Source organism: Pseudomonas sp. NBRC 111143 (genome assembly GCF_001320965.1).
Classification (GTDB): domain Bacteria; phylum Pseudomonadota; class Gammaproteobacteria; order Pseudomonadales; family Pseudomonadaceae; genus Aquipseudomonas; species Aquipseudomonas machongensis.
Genome location: NZ_BCBT01000074.1, coordinates 1 through 25,863 on the forward strand (window position 1 = coordinate 1; position 25,863 = coordinate 25,863).

Here is a 25,863-nt window from a genome sequence, read left to right on the forward strand (position 1 = left end):
CTGGCCGTCCAAAACAGCGACTGAAAAACCGATCTGTATCGCAATCAACCGCGCGCCAACTCGGCCAGATGCGTCGTGGCCTCCTCGCTCTTGAGCACCAGTACATCCCCCTCGAGTGAATCAAGCACCACCTCGGCGGTGTTGCCGATCAAGGCGCCAGATATCCCCGTGCGCGCCACGGTACCGACGATGGTGACCACCGCATCGATCTGTTTCTCGGTATAGGGAATCAGTACATCGGCAGGCCCCTCGGCGACATGCAGGCGATCTTCGCTGATATCGAACTCCGCCTGGAATGCCGAGCACGCTTCGCGGTAGCGTTTTTCGATGGTTTCGCTGAGCTGATACACCGGGTCGGACGCCGACAGCATCGGCGAGGGATGAGCGCTGATCACATGCAGCTCGCCTTTGGCCAGGCTGGCGATCGCATAGCCATGGTCGATGATGCTGGCATGTAGCCGCCGATGATCCCCGTCCTGATTCCCCACATCCACCGCTGCGAGGATCTTGCCGCCGGTCCAGGGCCGTTCGCTTTTGACCATCAGCACGGCGCAGGGGCATTGGCGCAACAGTTTCCAGTCGCTGGGTGTGAGCAGCGCCTTGCGCAGCGGATTGTCCGGACGATGCTCCTTGATCACCAGTTCGCACCCTTCGGCTTGCTGCACACTGATAATCGACTCATGCAGCGTGTCATGCCAGGCCTGCTCATGGGTGACATTGTCGTAGCCATCATCATGCAGTTGGCTACTGAGCAGGCTGAGCAGGGCGCTATGGTCCTGCTTCTTGTCGCACATCAGCAGATGCAGGCGTGCGCCGGTCACCCCGGCGATCAGCTTGGCCCGGGTCAAGGCCCGGCTGTGGGCGTGCTCGGGGTCGAGTACGACGAGGATGCTGCGAACGGCTTGCATGGGCATGACTCCGTTGGGATATGAAGGCCAATGCCTGACTATAGTCGGCGGTCTGTGTCGCGCCGTTTGACGTGTATCAAGCATAGTCGCTGGCGATCGGCATCGCCCTCGGTATAATCCGCGCTCCTGCGATGCTACCCAGCTGTGAGCTTATGTCCCTGACCCCTGAAATCGACGCCTTCCTTGGCTGCCCTACGCCTGACGCCTGGATCGAAGCGGCGCTCGCCGACCAGGAAACCCTGCTGATCGACCACAAGAACTGCGAGTTCAAGGCCGCCAGCACCGCGCTCAGCCTGATCGCCAAGTACAACACTCATCTGGACTTGATCAACATGATGTCGCGCCTGGCTCGTGAGGAACTGGTGCACCATGAACAGGTTCTGCGTCTGATGAAGCGTCGTGGCGTCCCCCTGCGGCCTGTGTCGGCAGGACGATATGCCTCGGGCTTGCGCCGCGTCGTGCGTGCTCACGAGCCGGTCAAGCTGGTCGATACCCTGGTCGTCGGCGCTTTTATCGAGGCGCGCAGCTGTGAGCGTTTCGCAGCGCTGGTGCCACACCTGGATGAGGAGCTTGGCACCTTCTACCACGGCCTGCTCAAGAGTGAGGCACGTCATTACCAGGGCTACCTGAAACTGGCGCACCACTATGGTGAACAAGCTGATATCGCGCGGGTGGTGGAGAAGGTGAGGGAAGTGGAAGCCGAACTGATCAGCTCGCCAGATATGGAGATGCGCTTTCACAGCGGCATCCCGATGGCCCAGCCCGCCTGAGGGCGAGCGGGCCCGCGGGGGCGCGTCAGCTTACTGACGACGGCCGAGCAGCAAGCCGACCACCAGCCCGAAACCTGCGGAAATCGCGACGGTCTGCCACGGATGACCACCAATGTACTCCTGCGTGGCATCTACCACCGGCTGTGCCTTCTGCCCCAGACGACTGGTGGCCTGGCGTGCCTGACGCAGCTTCAGGCCAAGCTGGGCGCGCAAGGTGTCGGCTTCTTCGCCCACCAGTGAGGCGCTGTCGTCGAGAAGCTTTTCGGACTCCTCGATCAAGGCCTGCAGCTCACTGAATACCTGGTCCTTGATCTGATCGCTGTCGACTGTTGCGGTGGATTTCCTGGCCATGAACACGTCCTCGTAGATGGATTGACTTGTACAGTGGATAACGGCGTGCGTCGAAAGTTGCACCGGCATACCAGCGCCTCGCCGCTAGGTGTAAGATAGCGCTCATTTTCAAGCGGCAGGAAAGACCATGAGTTTCAATCTGGCCAACAGAGATTTCGCCGAACGCGCGCAGATCGAGGCGGAAAAAGCCCGACTGTTTCAGCTTTGGCAAAGCAACCTCGGCAAGGCCAAGGGTGAAGCAGCCCGAATGATCGCCGAGAAACCCCGACGCAAGGGCAAGTGGGCCGAATGGGTCCGTGCAGAGCTGGAGGGTATGTCGCCCCCGGAGTTCGCCGACATGGTTCGCAGCGAAGTCAACAAGATGATGGCGGCAGCCAGCGCCAACCGCTGATCCTCACCAGCCTGCACCCCCAGGCTGCGGCAGATCGAGCTTGCCTTTATCGGTGAAGCGCACCGTACCCAGCGGTCCGCCGGCCAGCTTCCCGCGCAGCACATAGGGCAATCCCTGTAGCGATTGGGTTTGGCTGAGACCATACGCCTGGCGCAAGAACGAAAATGCGGTGATGCTCACCGGGACCACGATCACCGCCTCGTCATAACGGCCGATATGCCCGCGCTGGTCGCTGACACCTGCCGCCAACGGTTGATCGTTCACTTCCAGGTTCAGTGCAATACCGTTGAAGTCCACCGGCGTCTCGTTGGGGTTCTGCACGCGTATCTTCACTGCCATGCGCAACTCCAGGTCCTGCCCGGGCAGGGGTTCGATACCGATGACATTGATGTTCAGCGGATCGCGGTTTTGCAGCAGTGCGCAGGCATTGAGAGCGAGGGCCAGCAGCAGGGCCAGGCACAGTCGGGCTGAGTTACGCAAGCAGGCGGTCATGTCAGGGGGCCTTGGCTGTAGAGGGCCCTTGAGTGTGGCAAATACAGTCCATCGGTGAAACCCTCGCTGTCGCCCCGAGCGCTTCCGGCCTGAAGGAAACATCACGAATCAACTCCATTGGTTTTCATGCTTTTGTCGCGAACCTGAAGCGCCTTAGGCTATCCAACGCTTGGGCGCGACTTTTCGTACCGGAGATGAAGGATGAAACCTACACTGCCTTTCCTCGCCATCAGCCTGCTGCTGTGCCTTCCCGCGCACGCGGCCCCCGTGCAGATGCCCTTGCTTGCCGCCAGCGACCGCAATAATCCCTACAACAGTCCGATTCAGCGCGCCAACCCCAATAGCCGCCAAGGCAGTGTGCCTGCGACGCCGCCGGTACGCGGTCCCTCGACCCAACCGATTGTGCGGCCACCTGCGTTGGACAACCGCGGCATCGGCAACGGTGACAACCTGCGCCGTCAACAACAGACCCCGAATCTGCAACCCACTCGGCCACCGCGCGATTCACAACGTGCGCCCTGAGCCTCTTGACTGGAAGGACCCCTGAATGACGTCACGTATCTGGATGACCACCCTGGCTGCAGCAGCGCTGTTCCCGCTATTGGCGCAGGCTGCCGGCGACAAGCAGTTTCCGAGCGAAGAAGGGCAGTTGACCGTCAGTACCGTTGCCGATGGCCTGGTCAACCCGTGGGCTTTGGTATTCCTGCCGGGGGGCAAGGATATGCTCGTCACCGAGCGCTCAGGCAACCTGCGCATCGTCGGGGCCGAAGGCAAGGTCGGGCCGCCGCTGTCAGGGGTGCCCAAGGTCTGGGCGCAAGGGCAGGGCGGTCTGCTGGATGTGGTGCTTTCGCCGGAGTTCAACCAGGATCGCACGGTCTACCTGTCGTATGCCGAGGAGGGCGCGGACGGCAAGGCAGGCACGGCGGTCGGACGTGGCCAGCTGTCGCAGGACCGTGCGCGCCTGGAAAACTTCACCGTGATCTTCCGCCAGCAACCCAAGCTGTCTGACGGTAACCACTTTGGTTCGCGACTGGTGTTCGACCGCGAGGGGTATCTGTTCATTGCCTTGGGCGAGAACAACCAGCGCCCCACCGCCCAGGACCTGGACAAGTTGCAGGGCAAGCTGGTCCGCATCCTGCCTGATGGCGAGGTGCCCAAGGACAACCCCTTCGTCGGCCAGAAAAATGTGCGCCCGGAAATCTGGTCGTACGGGCACCGCAACCAGCAAGGCGCGGCGCTCAACCCCTGGACAGGCAAGCTCTGGACCCACGAGCATGGCCCACGCGGCGGCGATGAGATCAACATTCCCCAGGCAGGCAAGAACTACGGTTGGCCGATCGCGACCCATGGCATCAACTACTCGCTGCTGCCTATCCCCGAGGCCAAGGGCAAGCATGTCCAGGGTATGGAAGATCCGCACCATGTGTGGGAGAAGTCCCCAGGTATCAGTGGCATGGCCTTCTACGACAGCCCGACCTTCAAGGCCTGGGATCACAACCTGTTCATCGGGGCTTTGGCCACCCAAGAGCTCATTCGTCTGCAGCTCGACGGTGACAAAATCGTCCACGAAGAGCGCCTGTTGGGGGAACTCAAGGCGCGTATTCGTGATGTGCGAGTGGGGCCGGACGGTTACCTTTACGTGCTGACCGACGCCAAGGATGGGGCGCTGCTCAAGGTAGGCCTGAGCGGGAGTTGATGGCGGATCCGGGAAACCCCCATTACCATGGCGATTTGCCCACGACCCATCGCCATGACGCCCTACGCCCTTTATCAGCAAGCCATCCTGCAGCAAGGCTTTGCCGCCGACCCTGCACAGGCTGAGGCCGTTGCCGCCCTGCAGCATTGCTTCGAGGTGCTGGAGCAGGGGCGCAGCGGCCAGGGCGTCTACCTGTGGGGCCCGGTCGGACGTGGCAAGACCTGGTTGATGGATCAGTTCCAGCAGTGCCTTGCGGTTCCTTCCCGGCGACAGCATTTTCATCACTTCATGGCCTGGGTGCACCAGCGTCTGTTTTTGCTGGCTGGCACTGCCGACCCACTGCATGCGTTGGCCCAAGCGCTGGCCAGGGATATCCGCGTACTGTGCTTCGATGAGCTGTTTGTCAGTGATATTGGCGACGCGATCATCCTGGGGCGCCTGTTTCAGGTGCTGTTCGAGCAGGGGGTGGTCATCGTCGCTACGTCCAACCAGCCGCCCGACCAGCTGTATCTCGACGGATTCAATCGGGAGCGCTTCTTGCCGGCCATCGCCGCGATCCAGCGGCACATGCAGATCGTTTCCGTGGCTGGTGAACAGGACCACCGCCTGCACCCCGGCGAACATCGCCAGCGCTACTGGATTGCCGAGGCGGGCAAGCCCGGCGCAATGGTCGAGGTATTCCGGCAACTGAGCGCGGATGACCCCGGCACCGACCAACCGTTGCAGGTCGGTTCGCGGCAGATCCAGGTGATTCGACGCAGCGAGCAGGTGATCTGGTGCCGCTTCGCCGACCTGTGCGAGCAACCGCTGGCGGCGACTGAGTTCATGGCCCTGTGTGACCGCTATACGGCCATCCTGCTGGAGGGGCTGCCAGCACTGGGCGGGGTGCAACGTGCCGGGCGCATCGCCCGCGGAACCGAGGACGGCGCCCGGCGTGTAGTGGCCGGTGATCGCCAGTTACCGGCGCTGTCGCCCCGCGATGACAGTGTGCGGCGCTTCATCGCGTTGGTCGACGAATGCTACGACCGTCGGGTCGCCTTGTACCTGGAAGCGGAGGTTGCGCTCGAAGCGCTCTACACTCAAGGGTATCTGGCGTTCCCGTTCAGGCGGACCCTGAGCCGGCTGCGGGAGATGCAACTGCAACGCTTCGCCTGAAGGAGCCGACCATGGAGCTGCTGTCGCACCATCTGCTGACCCAGGCCTACAACAATGGGTGGGCCAACCATCGCCTGTACAAGGCATGCCTGCAACTGAACCACGACGAGTTCGTCGCCCCCCGTTGCAGCTTTTTTCCCTCGATCAAGGCCACGCTCAATCACCTGCTGACGGTGGACTGGTTCTACCTCAATGCCCTGGAGTGCGAGCAGCGCGGTGAAGCCCCCGAGTCGGATGGCGAGCGCTTCTTCGAGCCTGAACAGCCGTTTGCTACCTGCACCGACCTGCATGCCCAGCAGGCCCAGGCCGACCAGCGCCTGATCGCATATTGCCGACTGTTGCGTGACGACCAGTTGCGACGCTATGTGAGTATCGTGCGGCCTGACCGGGTCCAGCGCGAGCAGCGCCTGCGCCTGCTCGCGCACCTGTTCGAACACCAGATCCATCACCGCGGGCAGGTGCATGCGATGCTCAGCGACACCTCGGTGCGCCCGCCGCAGCTGGACGAATTCTTCTGCGAGGAGGAAGCGCCCCTGCGTACGGATGATTTTGCCGAACTGGGGTGGAGCGAAGAGCAGGTCTGGCGGGCCTGACAGCTCTGCCCGCGCCATCTGTTCAGGAGCGGCCTTGTGGCCGTAGAAGGCCGCTCCCAGCTTGCCGCAAGGCGAGAGCTACTGCTGCAACCAGTTGATCAAGGCTTTGTGGAACGCTTCAGGTTCCTCGATTTGTGGGGCATGTCCCATGCCCGCGAAGGTGACCAGTTGCCCCTGGGGAATCAGCTTGGCCACCTGCGGTCCGAGCTCTGCGTATTTGCCCAGGCGGGCCTTGACCTCTGGCGGGGCGATGTCGCTGCCGATGGCGGTAGTATCCTTGTCGCCGATCAGCAACAGCGTCGGCATCTTCAAGTCCTTGAACTCATAGACCACAGGCTGTGTGAAGATCATGTCGTAGATCAGCGCCGAGTTCCATGCCACCGCCTCGTGCCCTGGCCCTTTGTTCAAGCCCACCAGCATCTGTACCCATCGCTCGTATTCCGGTTTCCAGCGCCCGGCGTAGTAGGTGTTGCGCTCGTAGTTGCGCACGCCTTCGGCATCGAGCTTGAGTTCACGCTGATACCATTGATCGACACTGCGATAGGGCACGCCCAGGGCTTTCCAGTCTTCCAGGCCGATCGGATTGACCATGGCCAGTCGCTCCACCTGCTGTGGGTACATCAGCGCATAGCGGGTGGCGAGCATGCCACCGGTGGAGTGGCCCAGCACGTTGACCTTGTCGATGCCAAGCTGTTGAAGCAGTGCATGGGTGTTGTCGGCCAGTTGCTGGAAGCTGTACTGGTAGTGCTCCGGCTTGCTCGAGGTGCAGAAGCCGATCTGGTCCGGGGCGATGACCCGATAGCCGGCCTTGCTCAGGGCATCGATGGTGGTTTCCCAGGTGGCGGCGCAGAAGTTCTTGCCATGCATCAGCACTACGCTGCGACCATTGGCCTTGCCCTGCGCAGGGACATCCATGTAGCCCATCTGCAGGGCTTGGCCCTGGGAGGTGAGAGCGAAGTGCTTGAGCGGGTGAGGGTAGGTGAAACCTTCGAGCTGTTTGCCGTAGGTGGGCGACTCGGCGGCGATGGCCGAGCTGCCGACGAGGCAGGCCAGGGCCAGGGCGGTTGCGCGCAGCATCGGGGTACTCCGTGTAGGTTCAAGTAGGAAAAGGCGACTGTAGCAGTCAGTTGACCTTCGGAACCGTGAAAGGTGTTACCCGTTGTGAAACCAGCCCAGGGTGATCATCGCGACCACCAGGTAACGTCCGGCCTTGGCCAGGGTGACCAGTAGCAGGAAGCGCCAGAATGGTTCGCGCATGATGCCTGCGATCAGGGTCAGTGGATCGCCGATCACGGGCATCCAGCTCAGCAACAGCGACCACTGCCCCCAGCGTTGGTAGCGTCGTTGCGCACTTTGCAGCTGGCTGGCGCTGAACGGAAACCAGCGTTTTTCGCGAAAGCGCTCGATCGCTCGGCCCAGCAGCCAGTTGACCAGCGAGCCGAGCACGTTGCCCAGGGTCGCTACCAGCAACAGCGTGAGCCAGGCGTCGGGGTCGCGCAGGAGCAAGCCGACCAGCACCGCCTCGGACTGCAGCGGCAGCAAGGTGGCCGCGCCAAAGGCGCTGAGAAACAGCGCCCAGAGACTGAGCATCAGTATTCGGCAACCACAGTGTCCTGGCCGTCCTGGGTCAGGCCGATGACCTGATAGGCATCCTTGTGGTCACCCATTTCCATGCCAGGTGAGCCCATGGGCATACCTGGCACGGCCAGCCCCTTGAGATCGCTGCGTTTGGCCAGCAGGCGCACCTGTTCGGCGGGCACATGCCCCTCGACGAACTTGCCGTCGATCACGCCGGTGTGGCAAGACGCCAGGCGTGGTGCGACGCCCAGGCGCTGCTTGACCGCACTCATGTTCGGCTCGACATGGTCGTTGACCGTGAAACCGTTGTCGCGCAGATGGCTGATCCACTGTTTGCAGCAGCCGCAGTTGGGGTCGCGGTAGACATCGATGACGTCGGCGGCCTGGGCCAGGCCACTGATTGCCAGCAGTCCAAAGGCCATCAGGTGTTTGTGTAGCATGGTCGAACTCCTTCAAAAACGCAGGCGCACACCTGCGACCAGACGGGTCTGCGCGGGGTCGTCGCCGTCCTCACGGGCCTGGTCGGCGCGTGTACCGTGCACGCGGTTGAAACTGACGCCGACATAGGGCGCGAAGCTGCGGGTGATTTCATAGCGCAGGCGCAGGCCAACTTAGCTTTCGGCCAGCCCCGAACCTTGTTCGCGCCCGGCGTCGTTACGGCCGAAGAAGTTGGCTTCGATGTTCGGTTCGAGGATCCAGCGATTGGTCAGCAGCATAGCGTAACTGGCCTCCAGGCGCAGCGCGGTCTGCTGTCGCTCGCCGGCATAGGCTAATAGCCCGATGATCCACCACCGTTCCTGTCAGCCAGCTGAGGCTGTCATTACAGCGTTGTCAGCCCAGGGCCTCCTGCACAGGCAGGTCGCGCATCAGCAGCCCGAATTCGAGCGATACCTGCTCCGGAACCGGCAGGTACACCAGGTGCCCGTCGCCTGGAGCCACCTCGATGGCCTGGCCTTGGCGATCACCCAACCGGTCGAGCTCGAAGTGGTAGTTGCCGCGAGGGGTCATCAGTTCGAGGGTGTCGCCCAGTGCGAAGCGGTTCTTCACCTTCACCTCGGCCAGCCCGTCGATACGCAGCCCCGTCAGTTCGCCAACGAACTGTTGGCGCTCCGAGACCGAGTTGCCGCGCTGGTAGTTCTGGTACTCGTCGTGCACATGGCGGCGCAGGAAGCCTTCGGTGTAGCCGCGCTGGGCCAGGGACTCGAGGTTGTCCATCAGGCTGCGATCGAAGGGTCGACCGGCGACGGCGTCGTCGATCGCCTGGCGGTAGGACTGCACGGCACGGGCGCAGTAGAAGTGCGACTTGGTCCGTCCTTCGATCTTCAGCGAGTGCACGCCCATCCGGGTCAGGCGCTCTACGTGTTGTATCGCGCGCAGATCCTTGGCGTTCATGATGTAGGTGCCGTGTTCGTCCTCGAACGCCGGCATCTCTTCGCCAGGGCGGTTGCCCTCCTGCAACAGGAACACCTGTTCGGTGGGCGCGCCAATGCCCAAGGTCGGTTCGCACTCACGGACGATGTCGCCGGTGGCGTTTTCCCCTGCCCGGGTCGCCTGGTACTTCCAGCGACAGGCATTGGTGCAGCTGCCCTGGTTGGCGTCGCGCTTGTTCAGGTAGCCCGACAACAGGCAGCGCCCGGAATAGGCCATGCACAGTGCGCCATGGACGAAGACCTCCAGTTCCATGTCAGGTACTTGCTGGCGGATTTCCTCGATCTCTTCCAGCGACAGCTCGCGCGACAGAATCACCCGGCTCAGGCCCAGCTGTTGCCAGAACTGCACGCTGGCCCAGTTCACTGTGTTGGCCTGCACCGACAGGTGCACGGGCATCTGTGGGAAATGCTGGCGCACCAGCATGATCAGCCCGGGGTCGGACATGATCAACGCATCGGGTGCCATCTCGATCACGGGCGCCAGGTCCTTGAGGAAGGTCTTGAGCTTGGCGTTGTGCGGCGCGATGTTGACCACCACGTAGAAGCGCTTGCCCAGGGCGTGCGCTTCCTGGATGCCCAGGGCCAGGTTGGCGTGGTCGAATTCGTTGTTGCGCACCCGCAAGCTGTAGCGCGGCTGGCCGGCGTAGACCGCATCGGCGCCATAGGCGAAGGCGTAGCGCAGGGTCTTCAACGAGCCGGCGGGGGCCAGCAGTTCGGGCTTGGCAAGAGGGTTCATGGGGGCACCGGGGCAAAAGGTGCGGATGCTACGACCGGGCCCGGAACGCGGTATTGACCTGGATCAAGCGCTGCTGATGGCACTTTTGCCTCTACGCTGTGCACTAAGGTCCAGGACAATCGAGGAAAGCCCATGAATCAAACTGCTCTACAGAACAGAGCCCTGGCCGTATTGCTGGCGCTGGTCACCATCGCATTCTTCTGGATACTGCTGCCGTACTACGGCGCGATCTTCTGGGCCGTGATCCTGGGCATCCTGTTCGCACCGCTGCAGCGCAACCTGCTGCTGCGTTTCAACCGTCGGCGCAACCTGGCGGCCGGCGCTACCTTGGCCACCTGCCTGATGATTGCGATCCTGCCGGTGATCATCATCAGTGCCCTGCTGGTCCAAGAGGGGGCAACACTGTACCAGCGCATTGAAAGCGGCCAACTGGATATCGCCGGCTACATCGAGCGCGGCAAGGACATGCTGCCGCACTTCGCCCAGAACGGCCTGGACCGCATGGGCATGGGCAATCTCGATGGCCTGCGCGACAAGATCACCAAGTGGGCGACACAGGGTAGCCAGTTCCTTGCCAGCCAGGCTTTCAGTTTTGGCCAGGGCACCTTCGACTTCCTGGTGAGCTTCGGCATCATGCTCTACCTGCTGTACTTCTTCCTGCGTGAAGGGCCGGAGCTGGCGCGCAAGGTCCGTCAGGCCGTGCCGCTGCCCGAGCAGCAGAAGCGCCGCTTGCAGCTGAAGTTCAACCGTGTGGTGCGGGCCACGGTGAAGGGCAACCTGTTGGTGGCCATCACCCAGGGCGCGCTGGGCGGCTTGATCTTCTGGGTGCTGGATATTCCCAGTGCGCTGGTGTGGGCGGTGCTGATGGCGTTCTTGTCGCTGTTGCCTGCGGTGGGTGCCGGGATCGTGTGGGGGCCGGTTGCGGTGTATTTCCTGCTGACCGGCGCGATGTGGCAGGGCATCGTGCTGACGGCGTTCGGCGTGCTGGTGATCGGGCTGGTGGACAACCTGCTGCGCCCGATCCTGGTGGGCAAGGATACGCGCATGCCCGACTACCTGATCCTGGTGTCGACCCTGGGCGGGCTGGCGGTGTTCGGCCTCAACGGCTTCGTGATCGGGCCGTTGATCGCCGCGTTGTTCATTTCCAGCTGGACGATCTTCACCGAGACCACACCGCAGGTGCAGTTGCCGTCCTGACTCGATCTACCCAAGGGCAGGAGCAGCGTAATGCTGCTCCTGCAGGGTGCAGTTCAATTAGCCCCGGCTAATCGCTATCGGAAGCTGTACGAAACCCCCGCATACATCCCGAACCCTTCTCCCGGGGTCGAGCGCGCAGCATCCAGCCCGGCATCGTCGTACCCTGGTGTCACCGTCGCGGCGTAGCGCTTGTTGGTCAGGTTGCGCAGGTCGAGCCAGGTCTGCCAGTCGCGCTTGGGCGAATCCCAGCCCAGACGCGCGCCCAGCAGGGCGTAGGCATCGGCGTGATAGCTGTTGGCGTAGTCCACCTGCACCTTGGAGGCCAGTTGCGTGTTCACCCCGGCGTAGAAACCGCTCGGCCAGTCGTAACGTAGCTCCGCCTGGTAGTAATGCATGGGGATGCCCGGCAAACGGTTGTCGCCGAAGCGGTCATCGTCGCGGTAATGGAAGTCGCTGAAGGTATAGGCCTGGCGCAGCGACAGCTTGCCACTGCCCGGCTGCTCCCACAGCGTGCTGTCCAGACCAGCTTCGATGCCCTGGTGCACGGTGGCGCTGGCGTTGAACTCCTTGAACGGCTGCCCCGGCACGATTTCCACTGCCAGCAGCTCGTGACGCACCTGCGAGTAGTACCAGGCCAGGTCCCAGCGCCCCAGCACCGAGTCGCCGCGGGCGCCCAGCTCCAGGGTGGTGGCCGTCTGGTTCTGCATCTCGATCGGTTGCGTTGCAACGGTCGAACTCCAGATCAACGACCAGGGGTGCGGTGGTTCGACGGAGCGACTGAGGTTGCCGTAGACCTGGGTCTGCGGATCGATGTCGTAGCGCAGGCCCAGGCGTGGTGCGTAGTCCCAGTCGTGCTGGCTGACCTTGCCGCCGTTGGCGGGGAAGGTGACAGCACTTTCGCGGCGGGTGTAGATCATGGCAAGGCCCGTGGTCAGCCACAGGTTGGGGACCAGCTCCAGATCGTTGCCCAGGTGCAGCACGGTGTCCGAGCCCTGGTAGCTGAAGTCGCGGCTGCGTGGGCCGAACACATCGCCATTGCGGGCGAACTGCGAGGCGCCGCTGTTGGGCAGGTGCTTGGTGGTGCGCCAGCCAACGGTGGTCTTGCTCTCGTGGCCGAACAAGGTGTCGCGACGCAGGTAGTTGAGCGTGCCGCTGACATCGGTGTAGGCCACCTTCAGGCGCATCGGGCCTTCGCGCAGGTCCATCGGGTAGTCGTGGTAGACCAGCCCGGCCTCCAGGCGTGAGTCGTCGTCGAGGAAGAAGGTGGTCTTGTTGCCCACCCAGGTGCTGCCGGGCTGGGGACGGCTGTCATCGCGGGCGAGGTAGGCGGGGTTGGCGGCGCGCGGGTGGTGCTTGATCTGCTCCTTGGTCAGACGCCCGGCCAGGTCGTTCTCGGTTTCCCGGTAGCGCAGGTAGAAGCGCGTTTCCAGATTCGGGTTGAAGCGATAGCCGACATTGGCGGCGATGCCCTTGGCACTGCCGCTGCTGTGTCGCTGGTAGCCGTCGTACTCGGCGTCGGTCAGCGCCACGTAGTAGTCGAGGTTGCCCAGCACCTGGCCAGAGCTGATGTGCCGGCGCTGGTAGCCGTGGCTGCCGACCTCATAGCGCAGTTGCAGGGGGGCGGCGTCATGGCCGGTGTGGGTCACGTAGTTGATCGCACCGCCCAGAGCCATGGCGCCCTGGTCGAAGCCGTTGGCGCCGCGCAGTACCTCGGCGCGGCTCAGCCACAAGGGTTCGAACAGCTCGTAGGGTGTCCCGCCGGGGCCGGTCAGCGGCAAGCCGTCGAACATCGTGTAAACCCCCGAGCCATGGGCGCCAGGCGCGCGGTTGATACCCGAGCCCCGGATCGACAGCTTGATCCCGTCGTTGCCCGCCGACTGGGCGAACACGCCCGGCTGGTAGGCCAGCACATCCTGGTTGCTGGCCACGCGTCCCTGGCCGACGGTTTCCATATCCACCAGGTTGCTGGCGCCAGGGATCTCGCGCAATCGTTCGGCGGCGGCCTCCTGCTCGGATTGCTGGCGGTCCTGGATCAGCACCTGTTCGAGCTCGATGCGCTCGGCGGCATGGGTGGCGGTGCTGACCAACAGGGCCAGTAACGAAAGTGGAAGGGTCGGACGCATGGGCAGGGGTTCCAGAGCGGGTGCGCAGTTGTGACGCTACAACTGTCAGACGAAGCACAGTGGTCGATCTGCAGAGCGCAGTCCTTGCGCCTGCGTGTTAGCCTTGACAGGTTCCAGCCGCTTCGGACGCCCTATGGCCAACCACAAGATCGAGATCCGCCGTCGCAATATCGAGAAGATCCTCCAGGCAGCCGAGCAGGTGTTCGCCGAACAGGGCTACGGCGTCACCTCCATGGGCGACATCGCCGAGCGTGCGCAGTTGCCGCGTTCCAACCTGCATTACTACTTCAGTACCAAGGACGAACTCTATCGAGCGGTACTGCAGGACCTGCTGGACGTCTGGAAGCAGGATGCCCTCTGTTTCGAACGCTTCGACGACCCGCGCGTCGTGCTGACCAGCTATATCCGCGCCAAGATGGGGCACTCGCGCTCGCGGCCGCTGGGCTCGAAGGTCTGGGCCGAGGAAATCCTCCATGGCGCGCCGCTGCTGGGAGGCAGCCTGGACGATTCGCTGGTGCCTTGGGCGCAGTTGAAGGAAGCCAAGATCCGGCGGTGGGTGGAGGAGGGGCGCATCCTCCCGGTCGAGCCGTCGGCGCTGCTCTACATGATCTGGGCTTCGACCCAGCATTACGCCGATTTCGGTTATCAGGTGGCTTTGCTCAATGATGGGCAGCCGCTGTCGGACATGGCGTTCGAGCGGGCGGTGCAGACGGTGACCAGCGTGATTCTGCGGGGCATCGGGCTGGAGCCTTGAGCCTGCCGGGGTGCCTGACAACCCCGGCGAGGGATCTTGCAGGGTTCAAAATCTGAAGGCCAGCCCAGGTCAGCTCGCTTCACGGTAGGGGTTGCGCGGATCCTGGGTCCAGTTCAGGTACGGCTTGCCGGTCTCCTGCGCCACCATGTCGATGCAGTTTTCAACCGGGCAGGTGATCTGGCACAGGTTGCAGCCCACGCATTCGGCCTCGATCACGCTGTAGACGTGCGTCCCATCGGCCTGCAGGGTGTTGGCGATGGCCTGGTGCGAGGTGTCTTCGCAGGCGATGTGGCAGCGTCCGCAACCGATGCAGGCATCCTGGTCGATATGCGCCACCGACTTGTAGTTGATGTCCAGGTACTTCCAGTCGGTGGTGTGCGGTACGGCCTGGCCGCGGAAGGCTTCCAGGGTGCGGTGTCCGTGCTGGTCCATCCAGCGCGCCAGGCCATCTTTCATGTCTTCGACGATGCGAAAACCGTGCAACATCGCCGCCGTGCACACCTGCACCGCGCCGCTTCCCAGTGCGATGAATTCCGCGGCATCGCGCCAGTTGCCGATACCACCGATGCCACAGATCGGCAGGCCACGGGTTTCAGGATCGCGCGCGATCTCGGCGACCATGTTCAGCGCGATCGGCTTGACCGCCGAGCCGCAGTAACCGCCGTGGGTGCTCTGGTCACCGACGATGGGGTGGGCGACCATGCGGTCCAGGTCGACACTGGTGATCGAGTTGATGGTGTTGATCAGCGACACGGCATCGGCGCCGCCTCGATGTGCGGCGCGGGCCGATTGGCGGATGTCGGTGATGTTGGGCGTGAGCTTGACGATCACCGGCAGTGAGCAATACGTCTTGCACCAGCGGGTGACCATTTCCACGTATTCCGGCACCTGGCCGACCGCCGCGCCCATGCCGCGCTCGGGCATGCCGTGGGGGCAGCCGAAGTTCAGTTCGATGCCATCGGCGCCGGTGGCTTCGACCAGCGGCAGGATGAACTTCCACGACTCCTCGACGCACGGCACCATCAACGACACCACCAGCGCCCGGTCGGGCCAATCCTTCTTAACTTGGGTGATTTCACGCAGGTTGATCTCCAGCGAGCGGTCGGTGATCAGCTCGATGTTGTTGATGCCCTGCACCTGGCGGTTGGCGCCGAAGTGCGCGGAGTAGCGCGACGACACGTTGACCGCCGCCGGGTCCTCGCCGAGGGTTTTCCAGACCACGCCACCCCAGCCCGCCTCGAAGGCGCGAACCACGTTGTAGGCTTTGTCGGTCGGTGGCGCGGACGCCAGCCAGAAAGGGTTGGGTGCCTTGATACCGGCGAATTCGATGGACAGATCGGCCATTTACGCTGCCTCCACATTGAGCATGAGTTGGGCATGGATGGCTTCGGCGGCCAGCTTGCCATGTTGCACGGCCTGGACGGTGAGGTCCTGGCCAAGGGCGGTGCAGTCGCCACCGGCATAGACGCCAGGCAAGCTGGTGCGCATCTGTTCGTCGACGCGGATGCGTTCGCCATCGCGCGCCAGTTGCGCCGCCACCGGATCCTTGAGCCCTGCGTCGTCGAAGCACTGACCGATGGCCTTGAAGATCGCGTCGGCGGGCAGCTCGAAGGTTTCGCCGGTATCGGCCAGTTTTCCTTCGACCTGTTCGGTGCGGACGAAGCGCATCCCCTTCACCCGGCCCTGCTCATCCAGCAGCACCGCATCGGGCCGCGCCCAGGTATGCAGGCGCACCTGGTTGGCCTTGGCGATGTCCTGCTCGTGGCCGGTGGCGCCCATGTCGGCGGCGCCGCGGCGGTAGACGAGGTTGACCTCGCGCGCACCCAGGCGGCTCATCTGCACCGCCATGTCGATGGCGGTATTGCCCGCGCCGATCACCAGGCAGCGGTCGGCCAGCGGCAGTTGGCTGAGGTCGTCGGCCTGGCGCAGTTCACGGATGTAGTCGGTGGCGGCCAGTACGCCAGGGGCCTCTTCGTCCGGCAGGCCGAGCTGGCGCACGGCATTCAGGCCGAGGCCCAGGAATACCGCGTCGTACTGGTCACGCAGCTCGCCGAGGGTGAGGTTGTCACCCAGGCGTTGGCCATGGCGGAGCTCGATGCCGCCGATGCCGAGCAGGAACTCCACTTCACGCTGGGCGTAGTCGTCGACCAGCTTGTAGCGGGCGATGCCGTATTCGTTGAGGCCGCCAGCCTTTTCCTGCGCCTCGAAGACCACCACGTCATGACCATGCAAGGCCAGGCGATGGGCACAGGACAGCCCGGCGGGGCCGGCACCGACCACTGCGATGCGCTTGCCGGTGCTGGGCGAGCGCTTGAAGGGGTATTCGCTGAAACCGGCGTTGTCCAGGGCATAGCGTTGCAACTGGCCGATCAGCACCGGCGCGCACTCCTGGGCGTTGTTGCGTACGCAGGCTTGCTGGCAGAGGATTTCGGTCGGGCACACGCGGGCACAGCTACCACCGAGGATGTTCGCCGACAGGATCCGCTCGGCGGCGCCCTGCAGGTTTTCATCACTGATGCGGTGGATGAACGAAGGGATGTCGATTTCGCTCGGGCATGCATTCACACAGGGGGCGTCGTAGCAGTACAGGCAGCGCGCGCTTTCCACGGCGGCCTGGCGTGCGGTCAGGGGAGGGGCGAGGTCGGTGAAGGCGTCGGCGAGCTGCCCGGCGCTGGCCCTCGGGCGCGGCAAGTGGTTCAGGGTGTCGATCACGGTTGTAGCCTCTCTCTTTTTTATGGGTGCAGGCGGCGGTTACTCGCCCGTCCGTTCTGGGATGGCAGTCAACAGGTGTCTCTGGATTGTTATCGCCGGAGGCGTTGCGGCCCCCGGCCGTTATGGGCTGCTCAGCGGCTGACCGGGGTCGGCCGCTGCTGCTCGGCCCGTCGCCCGAGGACCTCGTACACCGAGGGATAGGCGGGCCTTTCCACATAGCGTCCCGCGCCCGGCTCGGCGCGCAGGTCGCCATCGGCCCAGAGCACTCGCCCCTGGCTGATGGTGTGGCTGGGAATGCCGCGCACCGTGCGACCTTCGAAGATGTTGAAGTCGACCTTCTGGTGATGGGTGCTGGCAGAAATCGTGCGTGTGCCTTGCGGATCCCAGAGCACCAGGTCGGCGTCGGCTCCGACACGGATCGCCCCCTTGCGCGGGAACAGGTTGAAGATCTTGGCCGTGTTGGTCGAGGTCAGCGCCACGAACTCGTGCATCGACAAGCGCCCGCTGTTCACGCCGGCGTCCCACAACACCGCCATGCGGTCCTCGATGCCGGCGGTGCCGTTGGGGATGCGGCTGAAATCATCACGGCCCATGGCTTTCTGCTCGGCGCAGAAGCAGCAATGGTCGGTGGCGGTGGTGTGCAGGCTGCCCGATTGCAAGCCGCGCCACAGGGCTTCCTGGTGTTCGCGCGGACGGAATGGCGGGCTCATCACATAGCCGGCGGCGGTGGACCAGTCGGGGTTGCGATAGACGCTGTCGTCGATCAGCAGGTGCCCCGGCAGTACCTCGCCATACACCGGCTGGCCCTTGGCCCGGGCGTAGGTGATCTCATCCAGTGCTTCCTTGCTGGAGATGTGCACCAGGTACAGCGGGGTGCCCAGCGTTTCGGCTATACGGATGGCGCGGCTGGCCGCCTCGCCCTCGACCTGCGCCGGACGCGACAGCGGATGGGCCTCGGGGCCGGTGATGCCCTGGGCCAGCAGTTTCTTCTGCAGGTGGTACACCAGCTCGCCGTTCTCCGCATGCACGGTGGGCACCGCGCCCAGTTGCAGGCAGCGCTCGAAGCTGGCGACCAGGGTGTCGTCGGCGGCCATGATCGCGTTCTTGTAGGCCATGAAGTGCTTGAAGCTGTTCACACCGTGATGGGCGACGAGCTCGCCCATCTCCTGGGCGACCTGCTCGCTCCACCAGGTGATTGCGACGTGAAAACCATAGTCACTGGCCGACTTCTGCGCCCAGCCGCGCCAGGTGTGGAAGGCCTCCAGCAGTGACTGCTGCGGATTGGGGATGACGAAGTCGATGATCGAGGTGGTGCCGCCGGCCAAGCCTGCGGCGGTGCCGCTGAAGAAGTCCTCGCTGGCCACAGTGCCCATGAATGGCAACTGCATGTGGGTGTGCGGGTCGATGCCCCCTGGCATCAGGTACTGGCCGCTGCCGTCCAGGATCTGGCAACCGCTGGGCACTTCGAGGTCTTTGCCAATGGCGCGGATCAGGCCGTCGGCACACAGGACATCGGCGGGATAGCTTTCTTCGTGGGTGACCACGGTGGCGCCACGGATCAACAGGGACATACCGTCTTCCTCGCAGGCTGACCGGTCGTTTTGCCGGTTCTTGAAATTGTTTTGTGCCAGCGGCTGGAGGCTGCGTTGCAATCCTGTCAGCGCTGACAAGATTGGAATCTAGATGCTGATCAAGGATTGATCAAGAAAAAATTTTATGAGCTTATTACTTTTATAACTTACTGAAATATAAGTGTTTTCTGTATAAATCACCAAAATGGACAGGCTGCTCACCATTTTGACGCACTTGACAAGAAGCAGATTTGGTCAAGATTTTCCATGCGAAATCAGCCGTTTGAAACCTGGCTTGCCGGCGCGAACCACGCCACGCAAAAACCAGGCTGCACCAGATTGAAACCGAGTGCGCAGGCCAGGGCGGGCCGCCACCAGCAAGACGACAGGGCAAGGCATGACCGTACCTTTCCCTGGCGCTAATCAATGCCTTGCGAATCAGTGAATTACCTCCAGTCGGTGGTGGCCGGCAGGGTTGGCCCGGGCCAATCCGGCACGCTATTTGAGTGCGGCCACAACCGCCAGGTCGGACCGGAGGCGCAGTACTGGTGAGGTGTGTAACTCCGGCCATCGATTCAGCCGATGAGCGAATAACTAGAACAATCTGGAGAAGGCCCCATGCAACAGAGCAGATCGCAAGTGATCGAGCAGCACGGGCTGTACGAGCTGTCCGAAGGCACTGATGTCCTCGACAGCCCTCGCTACAACCACGACATCGCACCGACCAAGGTGCACCAGCGTACCTGGAACAAATGGCACATCACCGCCTTGTGGGTCGGCATGTCCATCTGCGTCCCTACCTACACCCTCGGCGGGGTCCTGACCGCCTACTTTGGGCTGAGCGTCGGCGAGGCGCTGCTGGCGATCTTGCTGGCCAACCTCATCGTGCTGATACCGCTGACCCTCAACGCCTTCCCCGGCACCAAGTACGGCATTCCCTTTCCGGTGCTGCTGCGCGCCTCGTTCGGCATTCTCGGCTCCAACGTGCCGTGCCTGATCCGCGCGGTGGTGGCTTGCGGCTGGTTCGGTATCCAGACGATGTTCGGCGGCCTTGCCATCCACCTGTTCCTGGGGTCGCTGTTCGACGGCTGGAAGAGCCTGGGCGGAACCGGCGAGGTGATCGGCTTCATGCTGTTCTGGCTGCTCAACCTGTGGGTGGTGCTGCGCGGCTCGGAGTCGATCAAATGGCTGGAGACCCTGTCGGCACCGCTGCTGGTGGCGGTGGGCGTAGGCCTGCTCTTCTGGGCGCTGCCGCACATGTCGATGAGCGAACTGCTGGCCCAGCCGCCCAAGCGCCCGGAGGGGGCCAGCGTGGTCGGCTATTTCTGCGCGGGGCTGACGGCGATGGTCGGGTTCTGGGCCACGCTGTCGTTGAATATTCCCGACTTCAGCCGCTACGCCAAAAGCCAGAAGGACCAGATCCTCGGCCAGATCTTTGGCCTGCCGCTGACCATGTTCCTGTTCGCTGCCTTGGGCGTGATCATGACCGCCGCCTCGGCATCGCTGGTGGGCGAAACGGTCTCGGACCCGGTGAGCCTGATCGGACGTATCCAGAGCCCCGGCTGGGTGGCGCTGGCCATGGCGCTGATCATCATCGCCACGCTGTCGACCAACACGGCGGCGAACATCGTCTCACCGACCAATGACTTCCAGAACATCGCCCCACGCCTGATCGGGCGCAGCCGTGCGGTGTGGCTGACCGGGTTCATCGGCTTGGCGCTGATGGGGCACGAATTGCTGAAAAAGCTTGGCTGGATCGTTTCCGACCTGAGCCTTGAGAGCGTGTATTCCAACTGGCTACTGGGTTATTCGAGCCTGCTCGGGCCGATTGCCGGGATCATGGTGGTGGACTACTTCCTGATCCGCCGCCAGCAACTGGACCTTGCCGGGTTGTACCGCGATGACGTGTACCCGGCCTGGAACTGGATCGGGTTCCTGGCGTTCGCGGTGCCGGTGGCGCTGACCGTGATGTCGATCGGCAACAGCAGCTTCAGTTGGTTCTACGACTATGGCTGGTTTACCGGTTCGCTGCTGGGGGCGGGGCTGTACTACGTCCTGGGCCGAGTCGCGGTGCGTGGAACGGCGCGCCTGGCCAAACCATCACCCTGAATCTGGCTGGCCGCTACAGCCGAATCACCAGAACAAGAAATCGCCTGAGGAGAGTCTCGATGAAACCGATCAAGGAAGTGCTGCACTCCACCGACCGCCATGTCGACAGCGCGCGCCTGTGGCAATCGCTGATGGACCTCGCGCGCCTCGGCGCCACGCCCAAGGGCGGGGTCTGCCGATTGGCGCTGACCGACCTGGACCGCCAGGCCCGCGACCTGTTCCGGCAGTGGTGCGAGGCCGCAGGTTGCAGTGTCAGCGTCGATGCGATCGGCAACATGTTCGCCCGGCGTCCCGGACGCAACCCCAAGCTGCCACCGGTGATGACCGGCAGCCACATCGACACGCAGCCCACTGGCGGCAAGTTCGATGGCTGCTTCGGGGTGATGGCCGGCCTGGAGGTGATCCGCACCCTGAATGACCTCGGCGTGGAAACCGAAGCGCCGCTTGAGGTGGTGGTGTGGACCAATGAGGAAGGCTCGCGTTTCCCGCCGTGCATGATGGGATCGGGGGTGTTCGCCGGCAAGTTCACCCTCGAAGAGACGCTGGCCAAGCGCGACGCCCAGGGGACCAGCGTCGGTGAGGCGCTGCAGGCCATCGGTTATGCCGGCCCGAGGGCCGTGCTGGGGCATCCGGTCGGGGCGTATTTCGAGGCGCATATCGAGCAGGGGCCGATTCTGGAGGATCAAGGCAAGACCATCGGCGTGGTGCTCGGCGCCCTCGGCCAGAAGTGGTTCGACCTGAGCCTGCGCGGCGTCGAGGCGCACGCCGGGCCGACGCCGATGCACCTGCGCAAGGATGCCCTGGTCGGCGCGGCGGCAGTGGTCGAGGCCGTCAACCGCACCGCACTGGAGCATCAGCCACATGCCTGCGGCACGGTCGGTTGCCTGCAGGCGTATCCGGGGTCGCGCAACGTGATTCCGGGTGAGGTACGCATGACCTTGGACTTCCGTCACCTTGAGGGAGATCGGCTCGATTCGATGATCGCCGAGGTGCGTGAAGTGATCGACAGCACGTGTGCCAAACACGGGCTGAGTTTCGAGCTGACGCCAACGGCGGATTTCCCGGCGCTGTATTTCGACCGCAACTGTGTCGATGCCGTGCGTGGGTCGGCCAAGAGCCTTGGCTTGGCGCACATGGATATCGTCAGCGGGGCAGGGCACGATGCGATCTTCCTGGCCGAGCTGGGCCCGGCAGGCATGATTTTCGTGCCGTGCGAGAACGGCATCAGCCACAACGAGATCGAGAACGCCACGCCCGAGGATCTGGCGGCGGGTTGTGCAGTGTTGCTGCGGGCGATGCTGGCAGCGTCGGAGGCCATTGCCCAAGGGCGATTGGCGGCCTGACTGCGAGCGGTGCCTGGCATCGGCTCAGCCGGTGTCAGGCACTGGACATGCCCACTTGCCGACGTGACCGTGCTGGCCGGGCGTCAGGCGTTGCGCAAGCGCGGCGATTACTGACGCCCCGCCTGCCTGGTTCAGATCACGCCGCAGGCCACGCGGTCGCCGCCGCCGCCCAGGGGCATGGGCATGTCGGCGTGGTTGTCGCCACCGGCATGGATCATCAAGGCGTGGCCCTTGATTTCGGAAATCGTCTTCAGGCGCGGCGCCAGGACCGGATAGGTGGAGGTGCCGTCGGCGCTCACATAGAGTGCCGGCAGGTCGCCCAGATGGCCATCGCCATAGGGGCCCAGGTGCTTGCCGGTCTTGGCCGGGTCGAAGTGACCGCCCGCGGCCAGCGCCGCCACTGCCTTGCCATCTTTCATGCCTGGCGCACAGCTGCCGTTCTCATGCACGTGGAAACCATGCACGCCTGCGGGCAGGCTGTTCAGCTTGGGGGTGAAGATCAGCCCGTAGGTCGACTCGCTGATGCTGACCTGACCGATGGGTTGTGCTTTGCCATCGGCGCTGACCAGATTGACCGGTACATCAAGGGTGGCAGCGTGGGCGCCGAGGGACAGGGTGCCCAGCAGGGCGAGCCAGAGGTGTCGTTTCATGTTTGCCTCTTCAATTCAATGACAGGAAAGCGTGGTGGCGGGAACCTGAAAGTTGTTCCGGCGGGGCAAGAATAGAAAGGGCTGAGCGCGAGAGTCCAACTAAAATTGGTAATTAAAAAAAACAGAAAAAACTATGGAATAAACGCTGTGAGGCAAGTGTTATGGGCGTTTTTATTGCCTGAAAGTATGGGCTCATGAAACAAGGACGATAAATAACAAGATGAGTTCCCTTCACTTGTAAAAATAATGGCTTCGGCGCACTGTATGAAAAATCAACTGGCCGAAAGTTGCCGAGCAGTTTTCCAGGAGGGCGTATGCAAGTGCCTGGCAATGCGTACGAAGGTTCAGGTGCGCAGCAGGTCGCGGCCAGGCGCCGAGGGCCTGGGGGTGTCATTGAGCAGCGTGCCAATCGTTTGCCTGGCGCGGGACAGCCGACTCATGACCGTGCCGATAGGCACCTCCAGGATGTCGGCGGCTTCCTTGTAGCTGAAGCGCTCCACCGCCACCAGCAGCATCACTTCGCGCTGGCCCTCGGGCAGGCTGCTCACTGCCGTGAGGATCTGCTGGTGCATCAGATCGGTTTCCGGGGTGGGCGCGGCAGGGTCGGTCACCGACTCGATGACGCTGTCGTTCCACTCCGAGCGCGAGCGGCTGCGCACGTTGCGCGAGCGCACCTCGTTGATCCAGGTGGTATGCACGATGGCGAACATCCAGCTCAGCGGGGCAGTGTCCGGCCGCAGTTGGTGGGTACGTTCGAGGGCGCGCACGCAGGCGAGCTGGACCAGGTCTTCAGCGTCGTGCCGGTCGCCCGAGAGGCGCAGGGCAAAGGCCCACAGGCGCGGCAACATGCCAGGGAGCAGTGCAGGGAGGTCGGCACCGGTGATCGACATAGTTCCTCGTTCTTGTACTGGGTGGACTGGAAGTCAGTTGCTTCTCATGCGGCCGCCGTACGCTCCGGCCGGCGGATTCCCTCGCATGTCTTGGACTTCATTGTCGCTGAGCCGATACACTGCGCGGATTGTGCCACCACCTACGCTAAAAACCTATCCGAGTGCGTTTCAAAATCGATTTATAATGCTGGCTGTGTCGCATTTGCCGACTTGTCAGCGCTAGGTAAAGCTGCTTGCGGCTGTTTCAGTGATATTAATATGATGGCGAGCTGACTACCCCCGTCGCTCGCAGGTCGGCCCACAAGGCCGCAACGATGCCGTAACAGAAGTGCGAAGTACCATGAATAACGGAGACCGGGAATTGACCACCACCGTCGCGGATGATGCCCTGCTGATGGCCTATGTTGACGGCGAATTGTCGCCGCAACAGTGCGAGGAAATCGAGCAGCTCATGAACGCTTCGCCCGAAGTGGCCGAGCGTGTCGCGCTGTTGATGTCGTCTGCCCTGCCATACGCCGAGGCCTTCGCCCGCCAGGCACTGCCCCCGGTCCCTGACAGCCTGGTGCACAACGTAGATGCGTTGATCGCCCGGCACGCTGCCCCGGCCAGCGCGGCGCCCTCGCGTCCGGCAGCCGAGCCCGAAAGCCTGCTCACCCGTCTGTTCGGTCGCCCCAGGTTCGGTTGGCTGGCCGTGGCCTTCGCCACCGGTGCGGTGTGCTACGGCCTGGTGCTGCAGGCGGGTTTCATCGGTGGTGCGCTGAACACCGACCGCGCGCTGCAGGCGCCCAGCGTCGCCCAGGTCCAGGCCTCGCCCTGGGTGATGCAGGCTGCCAGCTACCAGCAACTTTACACCCGCGACACGGTGAACTACGTCACACCTGACACCGACGATGTGCGCAAGACTCTTGCCGACATCCGCCAGATCGACGGCCTCGAGTTACGTGTGCCAGACCTCAGTGCCGCTGGCCTGACCTTCAAGCGCGTGCAGCGCCTGCGCTTCAACAACAAGGCGCTTATCCAACTGGTGTACCTGCCGCAGCAGGGCGATCCGGTAGCCCTGTGCGTGATGAAGGAGCCCAAGCCCGACCAGTCCATCGCCCAGTTGAACGTCGCTGGCATGGATGTTGTGGTCTGGCGTCAGTCTCAGCTAGGCTACGCGCTGATCGGCGCCCCGGACGGCGTCGACCTCGATGCCGTGGCGCGCGTGGTCGCGGACCGCAGTTCGGGCCAGTTGTATACGGCCAATGCCAGCCTGCCATCGCCGTTGTGGTTCGCCGATATCCGCCAATAAGGACCCTGGTGACGGGCGACCGGATTCTTGGATCGCCTGAATGCCTGCTCAGTACCGCCGCCACGTCCTCCTTGCCCTGTTCCTGACCCTGTCCGCCGGCCTTGGCTGTGCACTGCTCGTCGAGCGCAATAGCTGGGCAGCCCCCTCATCGTTATCCTCTCCTGCCGGCGCTGCCCATATGGTCGATGCGTTCGAAGCGGTGTCCGGCCCGCAGCCGGGCTTTCGCCGCAATCACGCCAAGGGCCTCTGCGTCAGCGGTCGCTTCGACAGCAACGGCCGCGGTGTCGCACTGGCAAACACTGGGTTGTTGCGCACTGGCAGTTACCCGGTGACGGGGCGCTTCTCGGTGGTCGGTGGTAACCCGTCGGTCAACGATACCCAAGGGGGCATGCGCAGCCTGGCGCTGGACATCAGCAACGGTGGGGAAACCTGGCGCATGGCACTCAATTCAAGCCCGGTGTTCTTCGTGCGCACCCCCGAGGCGTTGCTGGAGCAATTGCAGGCCTCGGTGCCGACCGACGGTCGTGAGGCGCGCATTCGGCATTTTCGTCGCGACCATCCCGAGAGCCAGGCCTTCGAGGACTGGATGGCTGCGCACCGGCCATCGACGGGGTTCGACAACGCGGCGTACTTCAGCGTCAACGCCTTTCGCTTCAATGCCGCAGACGGGCAAGAGCACCTGGTGCGCTGGCGTCTGCAACCAGAAACGCCCTATGCGCCGCTGAGCGATGAGCAGATCGCGCAGAACGACCCCGACATGTTGTCCTATGGCCTGGCCTCGCGCCTGGCCGAGGGGCCGCTGCGCTGGCACCTGATCCTCACCCCGGCGTTGCCGGGCGACCCGGTCAACGATGCCACGCAGTTGTGGACTCAGCCAGGTCACCAGGAGATCGATGCCGGGGTGCTGGTGATCGACGCCCAGCAGCCGCAGATGGACGGCCCGTGCCGCGACATCGATTTCAACCCGTTGATATTGCCACCTGGCATCACCCCCTCGGACGACCCGCTGTTGCAGGCACGCGGGGCGGCCTATGCCGAATCGCACCGGCGCCGGGTGCGGGAGATGGCGGGGCAGTAGCTCGCCAGTTGCGGTGCCTGTGGTGGCCCTGTCGCGGGACAAGCT

The 25,863-nt window shown here is 63.4% G+C and carries 25 protein-coding genes and 1 pseudogene; 12 read left to right on the forward strand and 14 right to left on the reverse strand.

The features are described 5' to 3' along the window. Window positions 1-44: 44 nt before the first annotated feature. Window positions 45-908: a universal stress protein gene (locus APH44_RS26705; RefSeq protein ID WP_054895320.1), complete on the reverse strand. Its 864-nt coding sequence runs from the start codon at window positions 906-908 to the stop codon at window positions 45-47. A 152-nt stretch (window positions 909-1,060) separates the two neighbouring features. On the opposite strand from APH44_RS26705, the gene APH44_RS26710 reads away from it, so the two are divergent. After that, window positions 1,061-1,678 (forward strand): tRNA-(ms[2]io[6]A)-hydroxylase, encoded by a 618-nt coding sequence (locus APH44_RS26710; protein WP_054895321.1) that lies wholly within the window; start codon window positions 1,061-1,063, stop codon window positions 1,676-1,678. Between the two features lie 30 nt (window positions 1,679-1,708). On the opposite strand, the gene APH44_RS26715 is transcribed toward APH44_RS26710, so the two are convergent. Next, a complete protein-coding gene (locus APH44_RS26715; protein WP_054895322.1) occupies window positions 1,709-2,029 on the reverse strand; it encodes a YqjD family protein in 321 nt (106 codons plus the stop codon). A gap of 127 nt (window positions 2,030-2,156) precedes the next feature. On the opposite strand from APH44_RS26715, the gene APH44_RS26720 reads away from it, so the two are divergent. Next, window positions 2,157-2,420 (forward strand): hypothetical protein, encoded by a 264-nt coding sequence (locus APH44_RS26720; RefSeq protein ID WP_054895323.1) that lies wholly within the window; start codon window positions 2,157-2,159, stop codon window positions 2,418-2,420. A gap of 3 nt (window positions 2,421-2,423) precedes the next feature. Here the strand turns inward: APH44_RS26720 and APH44_RS26725 are convergent, their stop codons facing one another. Continuing rightward, complete coding sequence (locus APH44_RS26725; protein ID WP_054895324.1) at window positions 2,424-2,912, reverse strand: LEA type 2 family protein; 489 nt, start codon at window positions 2,910-2,912, stop codon at window positions 2,424-2,426. Between the two features lie 201 nt (window positions 2,913-3,113). Here APH44_RS26725 and APH44_RS26730 point away from each other — a divergent pair, with 201 nt between their 5' ends. From APH44_RS26730 to APH44_RS26745, 4 genes are read left to right on the forward strand one after another with little or no spacing between them, the layout of a single operon-like run. Then, window positions 3,114-3,434 (forward strand): hypothetical protein, encoded by a 321-nt coding sequence (locus APH44_RS26730; protein ID WP_054895325.1) that lies wholly within the window; start codon window positions 3,114-3,116, stop codon window positions 3,432-3,434. 25 nt (window positions 3,435-3,459) lie between these two features. After that, window positions 3,460-4,608 (forward strand): PQQ-dependent sugar dehydrogenase, encoded by a 1,149-nt coding sequence (locus APH44_RS26735; RefSeq protein ID WP_054895326.1) that lies wholly within the window; start codon window positions 3,460-3,462, stop codon window positions 4,606-4,608. Between the two features lie 54 nt (window positions 4,609-4,662). Then, window positions 4,663-5,763 carry a cell division protein ZapE gene (zapE, locus tag APH44_RS26740; RefSeq protein WP_371105630.1) on the forward strand — a complete coding sequence of 367 codons (1,101 nt, stop codon included), beginning with the start codon at window positions 4,663-4,665 and terminating at the stop codon, window positions 5,761-5,763. A gap of 11 nt (window positions 5,764-5,774) precedes the next feature. Continuing rightward, window positions 5,775-6,356 (forward strand): DinB family protein, encoded by a 582-nt coding sequence (locus tag APH44_RS26745; protein ID WP_054895327.1) that lies wholly within the window; start codon window positions 5,775-5,777, stop codon window positions 6,354-6,356. 78 nt (window positions 6,357-6,434) lie between these two features. Here the strand turns inward: APH44_RS26745 and APH44_RS26750 are convergent, their stop codons facing one another. The 5 genes and pseudogenes from APH44_RS26750 to yegQ all read right to left on the reverse strand — a co-directional run bounded on the left by APH44_RS26750 (window position 6,435) and on the right by yegQ (window position 10,100). Further along, a complete protein-coding gene (locus APH44_RS26750; RefSeq protein WP_054895328.1) occupies window positions 6,435-7,433 on the reverse strand; it encodes an alpha/beta fold hydrolase in 999 nt (332 codons plus the stop codon). A 75-nt stretch (window positions 7,434-7,508) separates the two neighbouring features. Beyond that, the gene (locus APH44_RS26755; RefSeq protein WP_054895329.1) at window positions 7,509-7,946 is read right to left on the reverse strand and encodes a YqaA family protein; all 438 of its coding nucleotides are present in this window, start codon (window positions 7,944-7,946) and stop codon (window positions 7,509-7,511) included. Then, window positions 7,946-8,374: a DUF411 domain-containing protein gene (locus tag APH44_RS26760; protein ID WP_054895330.1), complete on the reverse strand. Its 429-nt coding sequence runs from the start codon at window positions 8,372-8,374 to the stop codon at window positions 7,946-7,948. Before APH44_RS26760 ends, APH44_RS26755 begins: the two co-directional genes overlap by 1 nt. Before the next feature lie 12 nt (window positions 8,375-8,386). Further along, window positions 8,387-8,704: pseudogene (locus APH44_RS26765) on the reverse strand (copper resistance protein B); the annotation flags it as partial. 61 nt (window positions 8,705-8,765) lie between these two features. Continuing rightward, window positions 8,766-10,100, reverse strand: a complete 1,335-nt coding sequence (gene yegQ / locus APH44_RS26770; RefSeq protein ID WP_054895331.1) for a tRNA 5-hydroxyuridine modification protein YegQ — start codon at window positions 10,098-10,100, stop codon at window positions 8,766-8,768. A gap of 132 nt (window positions 10,101-10,232) precedes the next feature. On the opposite strand from yegQ, the gene APH44_RS26775 reads away from it, so the two are divergent. After that, window positions 10,233-11,297 carry an AI-2E family transporter gene (locus APH44_RS26775; RefSeq protein WP_054895332.1) on the forward strand — a complete coding sequence of 355 codons (1,065 nt, stop codon included), beginning with the start codon at window positions 10,233-10,235 and terminating at the stop codon, window positions 11,295-11,297. 74 nt (window positions 11,298-11,371) lie between these two features. Here the strand turns inward: APH44_RS26775 and APH44_RS26780 are convergent, their stop codons facing one another. Continuing rightward, entirely contained in the window at window positions 11,372-13,420 is a 2,049-nt protein-coding gene (locus APH44_RS26780) for a TonB-dependent receptor domain-containing protein (RefSeq protein ID WP_054895333.1), read from the reverse strand. 133 nt (window positions 13,421-13,553) lie between these two features. Here APH44_RS26780 and APH44_RS26785 point away from each other — a divergent pair, with 133 nt between their 5' ends. Next, window positions 13,554-14,174, forward strand: coding sequence for a TetR/AcrR family transcriptional regulator (locus APH44_RS26785; RefSeq protein WP_054895334.1), 621 nt, complete (start codon window positions 13,554-13,556; stop codon window positions 14,172-14,174). 69 nt (window positions 14,175-14,243) lie between these two features. On the opposite strand, the gene preA is transcribed toward APH44_RS26785, so the two are convergent. The 3 genes from preA to hydA all read right to left on the reverse strand — a co-directional run bounded on the left by preA (window position 14,244) and on the right by hydA (window position 18,457). Then, window positions 14,244-15,518 (reverse strand): NAD-dependent dihydropyrimidine dehydrogenase subunit PreA, encoded by a 1,275-nt coding sequence (gene preA, locus APH44_RS26790; protein WP_054895335.1) that lies wholly within the window; start codon window positions 15,516-15,518, stop codon window positions 14,244-14,246. Then, on the reverse strand, window positions 15,519-16,886 hold the full coding sequence (locus tag APH44_RS26795; RefSeq protein WP_054895336.1) for an NAD(P)-dependent oxidoreductase: 1,368 nt from the start codon (window positions 16,884-16,886) through the stop codon (window positions 15,519-15,521). It abuts the gene before it with no gap. 131 nt (window positions 16,887-17,017) lie between these two features. After that, window positions 17,018-18,457 carry a dihydropyrimidinase gene (hydA, locus tag APH44_RS26800; RefSeq protein WP_054895337.1) on the reverse strand — a complete coding sequence of 480 codons (1,440 nt, stop codon included), beginning with the start codon at window positions 18,455-18,457 and terminating at the stop codon, window positions 17,018-17,020. A 618-nt stretch (window positions 18,458-19,075) separates the two neighbouring features. Here hydA and APH44_RS26805 point away from each other — a divergent pair. Continuing rightward, window positions 19,076-20,566 carry an NCS1 family nucleobase:cation symporter-1 gene (locus tag APH44_RS26805; RefSeq protein WP_054895338.1) on the forward strand — a complete coding sequence of 497 codons (1,491 nt, stop codon included), beginning with the start codon at window positions 19,076-19,078 and terminating at the stop codon, window positions 20,564-20,566. Window positions 20,567-20,625: 59 nt separating this feature from the next. Beyond that, window positions 20,626-21,909 (forward strand): Zn-dependent hydrolase, encoded by a 1,284-nt coding sequence (locus APH44_RS26810; protein WP_054895339.1) that lies wholly within the window; start codon window positions 20,626-20,628, stop codon window positions 21,907-21,909. A 131-nt stretch (window positions 21,910-22,040) separates the two neighbouring features. On the opposite strand, the gene sodC is transcribed toward APH44_RS26810, so the two are convergent. Together sodC and APH44_RS26820 are read right to left on the reverse strand one after the other, a co-directional pair. After that, complete coding sequence (gene sodC, locus APH44_RS26815; protein ID WP_054895340.1) at window positions 22,041-22,559, reverse strand: superoxide dismutase family protein; 519 nt, start codon at window positions 22,557-22,559, stop codon at window positions 22,041-22,043. A 344-nt stretch (window positions 22,560-22,903) separates the two neighbouring features. Continuing rightward, window positions 22,904-23,449: an RNA polymerase sigma factor gene (locus tag APH44_RS26820; protein ID WP_218187348.1), complete on the reverse strand. Its 546-nt coding sequence runs from the start codon at window positions 23,447-23,449 to the stop codon at window positions 22,904-22,906. 340 nt (window positions 23,450-23,789) lie between these two features. Between APH44_RS26820 and APH44_RS26825 the strand changes: the two genes are divergently transcribed. Further along, window positions 23,790-24,740: an anti-sigma factor gene (locus APH44_RS26825; RefSeq protein WP_082420931.1), complete on the forward strand. Its 951-nt coding sequence runs from the start codon at window positions 23,790-23,792 to the stop codon at window positions 24,738-24,740. A 40-nt stretch (window positions 24,741-24,780) separates the two neighbouring features. Continuing rightward, the gene (locus APH44_RS26830) at window positions 24,781-25,818 is read left to right on the forward strand and encodes a catalase family peroxidase (protein WP_054895341.1); all 1,038 of its coding nucleotides are present in this window, start codon (window positions 24,781-24,783) and stop codon (window positions 25,816-25,818) included. Window positions 25,819-25,863: the final 45 nt, after the last annotated feature.